13 protein-coding genes are annotated in these 12781 nt (G+C 61.2%); 8 read left to right on the top strand and 5 right to left on the bottom strand.

Annotation, left to right across the window (positions count from 1 at the left end; translation table 11 throughout):
- The 8 genes from ACQ4W6_RS09940 to ACQ4W6_RS09975 all read left to right on the top strand — a co-directional run bounded on the left by ACQ4W6_RS09940 (position 1) and on the right by ACQ4W6_RS09975 (position 8470).
- A complete protein-coding gene (locus tag ACQ4W6_RS09940; RefSeq protein ID WP_436567023.1) occupies positions 1–1371 on the top strand; it encodes a glutamine synthetase family protein in 1371 nt (456 codons plus the stop codon).
- A 21-nt stretch (positions 1372–1392) separates the two neighbouring features.
- The gene (locus ACQ4W6_RS09945; RefSeq protein ID WP_436567024.1) at positions 1393–2853 is read left to right on the top strand and encodes an aspartate aminotransferase family protein; all 1461 of its coding nucleotides are present in this window, start codon (positions 1393–1395) and stop codon (positions 2851–2853) included.
- A gap of 201 nt (positions 2854–3054) precedes the next feature.
- Complete coding sequence (locus ACQ4W6_RS09950) at positions 3055–4203, top strand: ABC transporter ATP-binding protein (RefSeq protein WP_436567025.1); 1149 nt, start codon at positions 3055–3057, stop codon at positions 4201–4203.
- A gap of 7 nt (positions 4204–4210) precedes the next feature.
- Positions 4211–5140 carry an ABC transporter permease subunit gene (locus tag ACQ4W6_RS09955; RefSeq protein WP_436567026.1) on the top strand — a complete coding sequence of 310 codons (930 nt, stop codon included), beginning with the start codon at positions 4211–4213 and terminating at the stop codon, positions 5138–5140.
- On the top strand, positions 5137–5988 hold the full coding sequence (locus ACQ4W6_RS09960; protein ID WP_436567027.1) for an ABC transporter permease: 852 nt from the start codon (positions 5137–5139) through the stop codon (positions 5986–5988). Before ACQ4W6_RS09955 ends, ACQ4W6_RS09960 begins: the two co-directional genes overlap by 4 nt.
- Positions 5989–6018: 30 nt before the next feature.
- Complete coding sequence (locus tag ACQ4W6_RS09965) at positions 6019–7509, top strand: aldehyde dehydrogenase (protein ID WP_436567028.1); 1491 nt, start codon at positions 6019–6021, stop codon at positions 7507–7509.
- A gap of 294 nt (positions 7510–7803) precedes the next feature.
- A complete protein-coding gene (locus ACQ4W6_RS09970) occupies positions 7804–8121 on the top strand; it encodes a hypothetical protein (RefSeq protein ID WP_436567029.1) in 318 nt (105 codons plus the stop codon).
- A 1-nt stretch (position 8122) separates the two neighbouring features.
- Entirely contained in the window at positions 8123–8470 is a 348-nt protein-coding gene (locus tag ACQ4W6_RS09975; RefSeq protein ID WP_436567030.1) for a helix-turn-helix transcriptional regulator, read from the top strand.
- Positions 8471–8590: 120 nt separating this feature from the next.
- On the opposite strand, the gene panB is transcribed toward ACQ4W6_RS09975, so the two are convergent.
- From panB to hda, 5 genes are all read right to left on the bottom strand, one after another.
- Positions 8591–9466: a 3-methyl-2-oxobutanoate hydroxymethyltransferase gene (panB, locus tag ACQ4W6_RS09980; protein ID WP_436567031.1), complete on the bottom strand. Its 876-nt coding sequence runs from the start codon at positions 9464–9466 to the stop codon at positions 8591–8593.
- 106 nt (positions 9467–9572) lie between these two features.
- Positions 9573–10061, bottom strand: coding sequence for a 2-amino-4-hydroxy-6-hydroxymethyldihydropteridine diphosphokinase (folK, locus tag ACQ4W6_RS09985; protein ID WP_436567032.1), 489 nt, complete (start codon positions 10059–10061; stop codon positions 9573–9575).
- Positions 10061–11437 (bottom strand): polynucleotide adenylyltransferase PcnB, encoded by a 1377-nt coding sequence (gene pcnB / locus ACQ4W6_RS09990; RefSeq protein ID WP_436567033.1) that lies wholly within the window; start codon positions 11435–11437, stop codon positions 10061–10063. The genes folK and pcnB overlap by 1 nt, the downstream gene beginning before the upstream one ends.
- Positions 11430–12101: a histidinol-phosphatase gene (locus ACQ4W6_RS09995; protein WP_436567097.1), complete on the bottom strand. Its 672-nt coding sequence runs from the start codon at positions 12099–12101 to the stop codon at positions 11430–11432. Before ACQ4W6_RS09995 ends, pcnB begins: the two co-directional genes overlap by 8 nt.
- Positions 12101–12769 (bottom strand): DnaA regulatory inactivator Hda, encoded by a 669-nt coding sequence (gene hda / locus ACQ4W6_RS10000; protein WP_436567034.1) that lies wholly within the window; start codon positions 12767–12769, stop codon positions 12101–12103. The genes ACQ4W6_RS09995 and hda overlap by 1 nt, the downstream gene beginning before the upstream one ends.
- Positions 12770–12781 lie beyond the last annotated feature (12 nt).

The following is a 12781-nucleotide window of genomic DNA, read 5'->3' on the forward strand; positions in this document are numbered from 1 at the left end:
ATGGCAATACGCGAAAATTTCACCTATACGGATATGGATTTGTGGCTCAATGAAAAGCGGGTCACGGAAATCGAATGCCTGGTACCTGACTTGACGGGCGTGGCGCGCGGGAAGATCCTGCCGCGCGGAAAATTCACCCAGGAACGCGGCATGCGCATCCCGGAAGCGGTGCTGGGCATGACGGTGACGGGCAATTATCCCGTTGACGACGGCGGTTATAACCGCGCCATTTCCAGTACCGACCGCGACATGATTTTAAAGGCCGACCCCACCACCATCACCATGGTGCCATGGGCCACCGACCCCACCGCGCAAGTCATCCACGACTGCTATTTCGCCGATGGCATGCTGGTCGATTTCGCCCCAAGATCTGTGCTGCGGCGGGTGCTGAAACTGTATGCGGACAAGGGCTGGAAGCCCGTGGTGGCGCCGGAGCTGGAGTTCTATCTGACAGCGAAAAACACGGATCCGGACCTGCCCTTGAAACCGCCTGTCGGGCGCAGCGGCCGTGCCGAGACCAGCCGCCAGGTGTACAGCATCGACGCCGTCAACGAATTCGATCCCCTGTTCGAGGATATCTACGATTACTGCGAATTGATGAACCTTGATGTCGATACCCTGATCCACGAGATCGGCGCGGGGCAGATGGAGATCAACTTCCTGCATGGCGATCCCCTGGGCCTGGCCGACAAGGTCTTTTTCTTCAAGCGTACCTTGCGTGAAGCGGCCCTGAAACACGATATGTACGCCACCTTCATGGCCAAGCCCATGGCCGGCGAGCCAGGGTCCGCCATGCATGTGCACCAGAGCGTGGTCGATGCGAAGACGGGGCTGAACATCTTCAGCAACGATGACGGTTCGGCCGCGCCCATCTTCAAGCATTACATCGCCGGCCTGCAGCGCTATATGCCGTCGGCCATGGCCATCGTCGCACCCTATGTAAATTCCTACCGGCGCATCGTGCGCCACACGGCCGCGCCGATCAACATCCAGTGGGGCCTGGACAACCGCACGGTGGGCTTTCGCGTGCCTGAATCGGGCGTGCAGGACCGGCGCGTGGAAAACCGCATCATCGGTGCAGATGCGAATCCCTACCTGGCGTTGGCCGTGACGCTGGCGTGCGGCTACCTGGGCATGACGGAACAGCTGGAAGCGACGCCGATGATGGTGGGCAGCGCCTACGACATGAAATTCGAGCTGCCGCAAGGCTTGCCTGAAGCCCTGCAGCTGCTGCGCGCGGAAGACAAGCTGCGCACGGTGCTCGGTGAGCGCTTCATCGATGTGTATGCGGCCATCAAGGACCTGGAGCACCAGGAGTTCATGACGGTGATCAGCCCATGGGAGCGCGAACATTTGCTGCTGCACGTATGAACACTCAGAGAAAGGAACGACATGAGCACAACAAACAATCCGCTGGCGCCCAGCGCTGCGCTGGTCGCTTCCGTGGCACAGAAAAACGCGGCGCCGCAGGTCTACGACACGGCCGCCATTCAGCAAATGGACGCGGCCCACTACCTGCATCCATTTACCGACTTCCAGGAGCTGGCCGCCAAGGGTGCGCGCGTGATGGTCCGTGGCGACGGCGTCTACCTGTGGGATAGCCAGGGCAAGAAGATCGTCGATGGCATGTCGGGCCTGTGGTGCGTCAACGTCGGGTATGGCCGCACGTCGATCTCGCAAGCCGTCTACCGGCAAATGGAAACGCTACCGTTCTATAACAGTTTCTTTGGCACGACGAATGTGCCGGCCGTGCAGCTGGCGGCCAAGCTGGCGCAAATCTCGCCGCCGCAGTTCCAGCATGTGTTCTTCACCAGTTCCGGCTCCGAGGGCAACGACACGAACTTGCGCATGGTGCGCCGCTACTGGGACATCCTCGGCTACAAGGAGCGCCACACCATCATCAGCCGCCACAACGCCTACCATGGCAGCACGGTGGCGGGGGCGTCGCTGGGCGGCATGGATGGCATGCATGCACAAGGTGGCTTGCCGATACCCGGCATCGCGCATATCGGCCAGCCCAACTACCTGGAAGCGGGCCATGGTATGACGCCCGAGGAATTTGGCCTGAAGGCGGCGGGCTGGCTGGAACAGAAAATCCTCGAAATTGGCGCCGACAAGGTGGCGGCCTTCATCGGCGAACCGGTGCAGGGCGCAGGTGGCGTCATCATCCCGCCAGCCACCTATTGGCCTGAAGTCCAGCGCATCTGCGACAAGTACGGCATCTTGTTGATCGCCGATGAAGTCATTTGCGGCTTCGGCCGCCTGGGCCGCTGGTTCGGCTCCGAACTGTTTGGCATCAGGCCCGACCTGATCACGTTCGCCAAGGGCGTCACTTCCGGCTACGTGCCACTCGGTGGCGTGCTGGTGGGTGACAGGGTGGCCAAGGTGTTGATCGAACAGGGCGGCGAATTCACGCACGGCTTCACGTATTCGGGTCATCCCGTGGCGTGCGCGGCGGCGCTGGAAAACATCCGCATCATCGAGGAAGAACAACTGGTGGTGAAGGTGGCCGAGGATACGGGGCCGTACCTGAAAGAGTGCTTCGCCAGCCTGGGCCAGCATCCGCTGGTGGGTTATGCGGACAGCTGCGGTTTTGTTGCGGGCCTGAACCTGGTGCGCAAGAAGGGCGCCAGCGTGCATGAAAACGAACTGTTCGACGCAAGCTTCGGCGTGGGCATGATCTGCCGCGGCCACATGTTTGACAACGGCGTCATCATGCGCGCCGTGGGCGAGCGCATGATCGTCGCGCCGCCGCTGGTCATGACGCGTGCGCAGATCGATGAAATGGTGGGCTTGATACGCCTGTGCCTGGACAAGACGCATGCGGAGGTGAAGGGCAGGGGCTGGGTGTAAGCGGAACCCCAAAGCAGATACCGGGGTCGTACCCTGCAGGGTACGACCCCAGCCTTTGCTGTTGGGTTTTTCACCCAAACAAGCATCATCTGTGCATTTTTTGGAGCGCAATCGCAGCAGTTCCGCTAAACTTCCATCTTGGCCGCTCCTGTAGCGGCCAGTTTTTCATTTTGACACCCTCTTACCAGAAACCACCCACACATGACGATAGCAACACCTGCCGCGTCGGCCAGCGACGCCCCAGCGCCTTTTTTGCTGATTGATCAACTGGTCAAGGAATTCGATGGCGTACGCGCCGTCGACGCGATTTCCTTGACGATCAACAAGGGCGAGATTTTCGCCTTGCTGGGCAGTTCAGGTTGCGGCAAGTCGACCCTGCTGCGCATGCTGGCTGGTTTCGAGATGCCGACTTCGGGCCGCATCGCCCTGGCGGGCAACAGCATCGTCGATGTGCCGCCGCACCAGCGCCCCATCAACATGATGTTCCAGTCGTACGCGCTATTCCCGCATCTGTCCGTGTGGGATAACATTGCCTTCGGCTTGCGCCGCGACGGCTTGCCGAAAGCGGAGGTGGCGGCGCGCGTCGAGCAGATGCTGGCGCTGGTGCAACTGAGCCAGTACGCCAGGCGCAAGCCGCATCAGCTGTCGGGCGGCCAGCAGCAGCGCGTGGCGCTGGCGCGCAGCCTGGCCAAGCGGCCGCAGTTGCTGTTGCTCGATGAGCCACTGGGCGCGCTGGATAAAAAACTGCGCGAGCGCACGCAGATGGAACTGGTGAACATCATCGAGCAGGTGGGCGTCACTTGCGTAATGGTCACGCATGACCAGGATGAAGCCATGAGCATGGCCACGCGCATCGCCGTCATGAGCGAAGGGCGCATCTTGCAGGTGGGCGCGCCCGGCGAAATCTATGAAACGCCGAATTGCCGTTTCGTCGCCGACTTCATCGGCAGCGTCAACCTGTTCGATGGGCGCATCACGCAAGATGAACCCGATCACGTGGTAATCGCTACACCCGATGGCGAGCACTATGTCTCCCACGGCATCACGGGCAACCTGGGCATGGATGTCTCGGTGGCCGTGCGCCCCGAAAAAATCGGCATCCAGATTGAGCCGCCCACCCTGGAAGAACGCGCGTCGCCGTTTGAGCATGGGTATAACTGCGCCCAGGGCGTGATCGTCGCCATGGCGTATTTTGGCAATGAAACCAGCTACCACGTACGCTTGGGCAGCGGCACGGTAGTGAAGGTGTCGCGCACCAATGCGGCCCGCCACGACGTCTCGCGCCTGGAGCGCGAGCAGAGCGTGTGGGTGTGGTGGGATGGCGCCGACATCGTCGTGCTGACCCGCTGAGGCCATCATGACGTCCATCCTGCAATCGCTGCGCAAGCTGGTGACCTTGAGCTGGGCCACTGGCCGCAACGCCGTCATTGCCGTGCCCTCGCTGTTCCTGGCGGCCGCCTTCCTGGTGCCCTTCCTGATCGTGCTGCGCATCAGCCTGTCCGACATGGACACGGCGGGTAGCCCGTTTGGCGGCTTGCTGTCGTATGTCGACGGCATCGTCGTGCTGAAGGTCAAGATCGCCAACTACCTGTTCATCGCCGCCGATGAACTATATCTGCTCACCTATCTCAGTTCCCTGAAATACGCGGCGATCACCACCGCCATCTGCCTCGTTCTAGGCTATCCGTTCGCCTACTTCATGGCGCGCGCCAGGCCGTCCATCCGCCCCATCCTGATGATGCTGGTGATGCTGCCGTTCTGGACCTCGTTTTTGCTGCGCGTGTATGCGTGGAAGGGCATCCTGGCCAACCATGGCTTGCTCAATGACCTCCTGATCGCGCTGGGCGTCGTTCAAGAACCGCTGCACATGATGAATACTTCGTTCTCGCTGGTGGTCGGCATGGTGTACGCCTATCTGCCGTTCATGATCCTGCCCCTGTATGCGAACCTGGTGAAGATGGACATGCGCTTCCTGGAAGCGGCGGCCGACCTCGGTGCCACGCCCTTGCAGGCCTTCTGGCGCATCACCGTGCCGCTGTCGAAGTCGGGCATCATCGCCGGCGCCATGCTGGTGTTCATTCCGTCCGTGGGCGAATACGTGATTCCCGAGCTGCTGGGCGGCCCGGAAACGCTGATGATCGGCCGCGTGCTGTGGGATGAGTATTTCACGAATAACGACTGGGCCATGGCCTCGTCGGTGACGGTGCTGGTGATCTTGCTGATCCTCGTGCCGATGGCGATTTTTAATAAATACAAGATCGGCCAGGATGCGGGGGATAGAACATGAACGGACGACATTTCCCGCAACGCTGGTTTAGCCGTGGCTGGCTTTCGCTCGGCTATCTGTTCCTCTACCTGCCCATCATCGTGCTGATCGTCTTCTCGTTCAACAGCTCGCGCCAGGACATGGTGTGGAGCGGCTTTTCGCTGCGCTGGTACAGTGAGTTGATGAGCGATACGGAGATCATTTCGGGCTTTGGCCTGTCCTTGAAAATCGCTTTCATGTCCGCCACCTCGTCCGTCATCCTGGGTACGTTTGCCGCCTTTGCACTCACCAGTTACCAGCGCTTTCGTGGCCGCACCCTGTTCTCGGCCATGGTCAGCGCGCCGCTGGTCATGCCGGAAGTGATCATCGGCCTGTCCTTGCTGCTGATGCTGGTGTCCATGCAAAAAGTCTTTGGTTTTCCCGAGCGGGGCGTGCTGACCATCTGGCTGGGCCACACCTTGCTGGGCATGGCGTATGCGGCCGTGGTGGTGCAGTCGCGCCTGCAGGAGATGAGCAAGTCGCTGGCAGAAGCAGCCATGGACCTGGGCTGCCGCGCGCACCAGGTGTTCTTCCTCGTGACCCTGCCAAACATCACGCAGGCACTGGCATCAAGCTGGCTGCTGACGTTTACCCTGTCGCTGGACGACGTGGTGCTGTCGGCCTTCTTGTCCGGCCCCGGCTCGACGACCATGCCGCTGGTGATCTTTTCGCGTGCACGCCTGGGCCTGGACCCACGGGTGAACGCAATCGCCGCGCTGACGATTCTGGTCGTGTCGATCGCCGTGATCGTGTATGCCGTCATGCTGGCGCGCGCTGACCGGCACCGCCGCAAACAGATGTCTGCGGCCTATACGCTGGAAAAGGAGTAGGCTGGCCCTTTTACTTGTCAGGAGACGACGATGACGGATGACACCAGCTGGCATGCACGGGCCGCAGAGCTCAAGATCGATGGACGCGCTGTCATCAATGGCGAACGCGTCTGGGCCATATCCGGCCGGCAGTTCGATAACTTCTCGCCCATCGACGGGCGTTTGCTGGGGCAGGTGGCCCGCTGCGACAGCGCAGATGCAGACCTTGCCGTGCAGGCCGCCCGCGCCGCCTTCGACGACCGCCGCTGGGCAGGAAAATCTCCCGCGCAGCGCAAGCGCGTGCTGATCAAGTTCGCCGACCTGGTGCAAAGGCACGGCCCCGAGCTGGCCCTGCTGGAGACGCTGGACATGGGTAAACCAATTAAATACAGCCAGAGCGTGGACGTGGGCGCCACGGCCAACTGCCTGCGCTGGTATGGCGAGGCGATCGATAAAATCTACGATGAAATCGCGCCCACGCCCTCCAACAGCCTGGCCCTGATCACGCGTGAACCGGTGGGCGTGGTCGCCGCCATCGTGCCGTGGAACTACCCGATGATCATGGCCGCCTGGAAAATTGCGCCTGCCCTCGCCGCCGGCAACAGCGTCATCTTGAAACCATCGGAAAAATCCCCGTTGACGGCTTTGCGCCTGGCCGATATCGCGCTGGAAGCGGGTTTGCCAGCTGGCGTGTTCAATGTGCTGCCAGGTTACGGTAACGAGGTGGGCGCTGCGCTGGCGCTGCACATGGATGTCGATTGCATCGGCTTTACGGGTTCCACGCGCACGGGGAAATTGATCGTGCAGATGGCGGGCCAGTCGAATTTGAAACGGGCCTGGACTGAGCTGGGCGGCAAGTCCGCCAACATCGTTTGCGCCGATTGCCCGGACCTGGACAAGGCCGTGGCGGCTGCCGTCGGTTCGATCTTTTTCAACCAGGGCGAAAGCTGCAACGCACCTTCGCGCCTGTTCGTCGAAGAATCGATCAAGGAAGAATTTCTGGCCAGGGCGCTGGCCATGCTGCCCCGCTTCCAGCCCGGCGACCCCCTGGACGAAGCCACGGTGATGGGCGCCATCGTCGACGCCACGCAGATGAAAACGGTGATGGGCTACATCGCGGCAGGCAAGAACGAAGGCGCGCAGCTGCTCGGTGGCGGCGAGGCGGTGCGCCTTGATACGGGTGGCTACTATGTGCAGCCCACCGTGTTCGGCGGGGTGGACGCCGGCATGACGATCGCGCGCGAAGAGATCTTCGGGCCGGTGCTGTCGGTGCTGGGCTTTACGGACATCAAGGAGGCCATCGCGCAGGCCAACGCCACGCCGTACGGCTTGCAGGCGGCCGTGTGGACCTCCGACATCAGCAAGGCGATCCAGACGGCGCGCGCCCTGCGTGCCGGCACCGTGCACGTCAACCAGTACGACGGCGACGACATCACCGTGCCGTTCGGCGGCTACAAGCAGTCAGGCAACGGGCGCGACAAGTCGCTGCACGCGCTGGATAAATACACGGAGCTGAAGACGACGTGGATACAGGTGGGGTAGTGTCCGGCAGCTAGTGTTATCGATTTGAAATTGCCGGAAGCGGACGAGGTGCGCGGTCATAACGCAGTTAGATATGCATCCTTATAAGATCTAATTTATGCCGCTTAAGATAAAATATGGTCCTTATAAGGCATACTGTTTTTCTCAAAACATCGTTGCGCTCAGTAAAGTTGGTTCTTATAAGAACTATTTTTTGAGTAAAATAAGGGAAATTAGGTGTTATAGGATCTAATTGGAGTTGCCATGGAGTGTCATTTTCAAATCTTTCATGATGAGGCATGGAAGGATTGCGCATTGCTCACTCTCCTCGAACCTGCAGGCGGCGATCCCCGGAAAAGCACCATTTTCGAATACGACCTGGATTATGCTTTCGAGCCTGACGACCCGCTCACAAGAAAAGAGCTGCATGAATGGCACACCATTCTGGCCGCCATTGAAATGTCCGACGCGGAGCGGAATCACATCAAGCTTGAACTTTACCGCTTCGGTCAAAGACTCATCGCGTTGGAGCAGCATATGCAACAGGCTGGCGTTGATGATGATATTGTTGCCTTCATCAGGCCCCACATCGCCATGCAGATCCAGCAGCTCAACGCCTTAGGCGAAAATTGACATGGCGCGCACAAAAAAGAATGTTGATAAGGAACAGCTCAGACAACGTCGAGCAGTACTCTACGATGCCATCGCACGCGGTGAGGTCACGCTGCAAAATGCAGTGAAGGAAATGCGGGCCATTTCACGCCTGACCCAGGCGGAATTTGCGGCACATCGTGGTATCAGCCTGAAAACCCTCAAGGAAATCGAGAGTGGCAAAGGAAATCCAACCATTCAGACACTCAACCGCATTGGACAGTTTTTCGGGCTGGAGGTCGCCTTCGTTCGTACAGAAACGTTGCGAGAGCAGACAACGCTCCTCGCCAACGCCGATGCAACATCTCCGGTATCGACTGCGCTATCGTAGGCGTCGATGGGATGGATATCGGCTGCGTGTTAAACCGACCTGCTGCGGACCATTAAATTGCAGGCTTGCGCAGGTCGGCGAAGCGCAGTGTCAAGGCGGCGTCACCAACGCCTCATCACATCAGAAGCAGTGTTCCTGCGCCGGGAAGCTGCCATCCTTGACCGCCTTCACATAGCCGGTGACGGCGTCGTCGATGCTGGCCGCGCCTTCCATGAAGTTGCGCACGAAGCGCGCCTTGCGGCCTGGGAAGACGCCCAGCATGTCGTGCATGACCAGTACCTGGCCCGAACAGTCGGGACCGGCGCCGATGCCGATGGTGGGAATCGTCAGCATGTCGGTGACTTCCTTGCCCAGCTGCGTCGGCATCGCTTCCATCAGCACGATGGCGGCGCCTGCGTTTTGCAGTGCCAGCGCGTCGTTTTTCAGCTGCGCGGCGCTTTCCGTGCTCTTGCCCTGCACCTTGTAGCCGCCCAGTTGATGCACCGATTGCGGCGTCAGGCCGATGTGGGCGCAAATGGGGATGCCGCGCTCGGTGAGGAATTTGACGGTATCGGCCAGCCAGGCGCCGCCTTCGATCTTGATCATGTGCGCGCCCGCCTGCATGAGGATGACGGCGTTGGCGTAGGCTGTATCAAGCGTGCCATACGCACCGAACGGCAGGTCGGACATGATCATGGCCGATTTGGCGCCACGCGCCACGGATGCCGTGTGGTAGGCCAGTTCGGCCACGGTGACGGGCAGGGTGGAGTTGTGGCCATTGCAAACCATGCCGAGCGAGTCGCCGATCAGCAGGATCTCCACGCCGCAGCGCTCCATCAGCGACGCGAAGCTGGCGTCATAGCAGGTCAGCATGGAGATCTTTTCACCGGCAGCGCGCAGCGTGGCCAGCGTGTGGATGGTCACGGCCTTGTTGGCGGCAGGCTTGGATGGCGCAGGCGCCGGTGTGGCGGCCTTGTCTTTTGCGGCCAGATCTGTTCCTTGCAAATAAGCGGACATAGGTATTCTCTAGAGTGAAAGGGGTACGACGCGGGTGCAACGCCGCTAGTGTAGTACTTTATGTGGCGGCGTGCAGGGGCGGCATTGTAGAGTCTGGCGCCGCGGCTCAGAGTTTGCTGATGGCCTGGTCGGCCACTGTCGCCAGATAGTCCTGCGCCGGCCCGCGTCCGGGCACGACGATGGCGGGCGCCAGGGCAAGCAGCGGCACCAGCACGAAGGCGCGTTCGGTCAGGCGCGGATGGGGCACGTTCAAGCTGGGGCTGGCAATTTGCGCGTCGCCATATAGCAGCAAGTCCAGGTCCAGCGTACGCGGGGCGTTGCGGTAAGGCCGCTCGCGCCCGTGCGCCGTTTCGATGGCGTGCAGCGCCAGCAAAAGGTCCTCAGCCGGCAGGGTGGTCGTGATGCGCGCCACGGCGTTGATGTAATCGTCGCCGCTGGAATCGATGGGCGCCGTGCGGTAGCTGGCCGAGGTGTCCACCAGTGACGCGCCGGGCAGGCGCGCCAGGCGCGCAATCGCATCTTGCACGTTGGCGCGTGCGTCGCCCAGGTTCGCCCCGATACCGATGTAAGCGGTAACTTGTGCAAGTGCGTCCATTATTCGTCGCTGCTGCTGCCAGTGGCCGAGCCGCCGCCCGTGCCGGTTTTGCTGCGCGTGCTGCGCCGTGGCGGACGTTTTTTCTTGACGGCGCCTGGCGCCGCATTGGCGCTGACCAGCAGCGCTTCGCGCGTTTCCTCGTCGCCTTCATAGAACGCGGTCCACCATTCGCCGATTTCCATGTCGATCTCGCCCGAGGCGCAGCGCAGCAGCAGGAAGTCGTAGCCGGCGCGGAAGCGCAAGTGTTCCAGCAATTTGTGCGGCGCCTTGCCGACACGGCGCTCAAAGCGCGGCTGCATCGACCAGATGTCACGCATGTCGGAGCCGATCTTGCGCTGCAATGCCAGTTTTTCCGTCTGCGAATCGAGCACGTCATCGGCCGCCAGGTGCAGCGCGGGGATCGTCGATTCGCCTGCGGCGCGGTAGGCCGTCCATTTTTCCAGCACCTGGTGCCACAGCAGCGAGGCAAACAGAAAGCCCGGCGAGACGGTCTTGCCGGCGGCAATGCGGGCGTCCGTGGCGTCCAGCGCCAGGGTGACGAATTTCGCGCCCAGCGGCTGCTCCAGTACCACGTCGAGCAGCGGCAGCAGGCCGTGATGCAAGCCTTCCTTGCGCAGCTGCTGCAGGCAGGCCAGCGCGTGGCCGCTCATCAGGAGTTTCAGCATTTCGTCGAACACGCGCGGCGCTGGCACATTGTTGATCAGCGGCGCCATGATGGGAATCGGTGCGGCGGTGGCCGGCTCGATGGTAAATTTCAGCTTGGCAGCGAAGCGCACCACGCGCAGCATGCGCACGGGGTCTTCGCGGTAGCGCTCTTCCGGTTTGCCAATCATGCGCAAGGTCTGGGCGCGGATGTCTTCCACGCCGCCATGGTAGTCCAGCAATTCCTGCGTGGCCGGGTTGTAGTACATGGCGTTGATGGTGAAGTCGCGGCGCAGCGCATCTTCGTGCTGCAAGCCAAACGTGTTGTCGCGCAGGACGCGGCCATGTTCATCCTTCGGCGCGGAATCGGCGCCGGCGCCGCGGAAGGTCGTCACTTCCAGCAGATCCTGGCCGAACATCACGTGCACGATCTGGAAGCGCTTGCCGATGATGAAGGCGCGGCGGAACAGCCGCTTGACCTGTTCCGGCGTGGCGTTGGTGGCGATGTCGAAGTCTTTCGGCTTCACGCCCAGCAGCAGGTCGCGCACGGCGCCGCCCACGACGAAGGCTTCGAAGCCCGCTTCCTGCAGGCTGCTGGTGACGCGGATGGCATTCGACGACACCAGTTTCGGGTCGATTCCGTGTTGCGCGGGACCCAGCACGACGGGTGCCGTGGTGTCGCGCGCTGCCTCTTTTTTAACGCCGAGGATCTTGCGGATGAGTTTTTTAATCATTGAATAAGTGGAGTGATGGCCAGCCGTGGAGGGATGCGTGTGCGCTCAAAGCGGCATTGGGATTGGTCGCGACAGGGTGGGTAACGACCGACAGCAAGGGAATGTCATTGTGTGAATCGCTGTAGAAATAGCTGCGCTCGAACTGCCCCAGTTCCTTGCCCATTTTTTCCAGCCAGGCATGGGTGTGGGTCAGCTTGCCGGCGCCCAAGGTGGGCGTACCGAGCAGCTTGCCGGTGACATTGCCCTCGTCGTCATATTCGGGCATGGCGGCCAGCAAATGCTCGACGCCCAGCGCATCGGCGATGGGTTTGGTGATGAAATGGTTGGTTGCCGTGACGATGGCCAGCAAATCGCCCGCGTCCTGGTGCTGTTTCAGCAAGGCCACGACTTCCGGGCGGATCGCCGGCAAGACCACTTCGGCCATGAATTGCTGGTGCAGCGCTGCGAGGCGCGCGCGCGGGAATTGCGCCAGGGTACCGAGCGAAAATTCCAGGTATTCCACCGGGTCGAGCGTGCCGGCCTGGTACTGCGCGAAAAATTCGTTGTTGCGGCGGGTGAATTGGGCGGCGTCCACGGCACCGATGCGTACCAGGAACTCGCCCCACTCGTGATCCGAGTCGATGGGCAGCAGGGTGTGGTCGAGGTCAAACAGGGCCAGATTCATCATTCTTTCGCTTCCGCCTGCAGCAGCTCGCGCAATAAAGGCAAGGTGATCGGGCGTTGGGTTTCAAGGGAGTAGAGGTCGAGAGAGTCCAGCATCGTCGACAGCGAACGCATGTCGCGCCGGAAATGGGACAGCAGATAGGGTAACACGCCCGGCGACAAGGTCAAGCCGCGGGTGGTGGCCGCCTGGGTCAGGGCGGCGATTTTTTCATCGTCGGTCAAGCCGTGAATCTGATAGATCAAGCCCCAGCCCATGCGCGTGCGCAAGTCTTCGCGCACGGGCAGCACGGCGGGCGGCACGGCGCCGCTGCACACCATGTAAGCCTGGTTGGCGCGAATTTCATTGAACAGGGCAAAGGCGTCGATCTGCGCCAGCGGCGAGAGTTTTTCGCAATCGTCGAGCAGGTACAGGTCGACCTCTGGCGAGTAGACGAATTCGGACTCGATCGAGAACGGCGAAATGTAGCGCGCGCGCTCGGTGCTGGCCAGGGCCTTGAGCAGATGGCTCTTGCCGGCGGCCAGTTCGCCCCACAGGTAGGCAAAATGTTCGCGCGACGTGCGCGCGGCGAACTGGCGCATCAGCTGCGCCACTTCGGCATTCTGTCCCACCTCGAAGGTATCGAGGCTGTGCGCCTGGTCTGTGCCTAAATCGAGCACCAGTTGTTTCATGGCGTACGCCCT

It is taken from the genome of Janthinobacterium woesei (assembly GCF_051380875.1).
Lineage (GTDB): Bacteria > Pseudomonadota > Gammaproteobacteria > Burkholderiales > Burkholderiaceae_D > Janthinobacterium.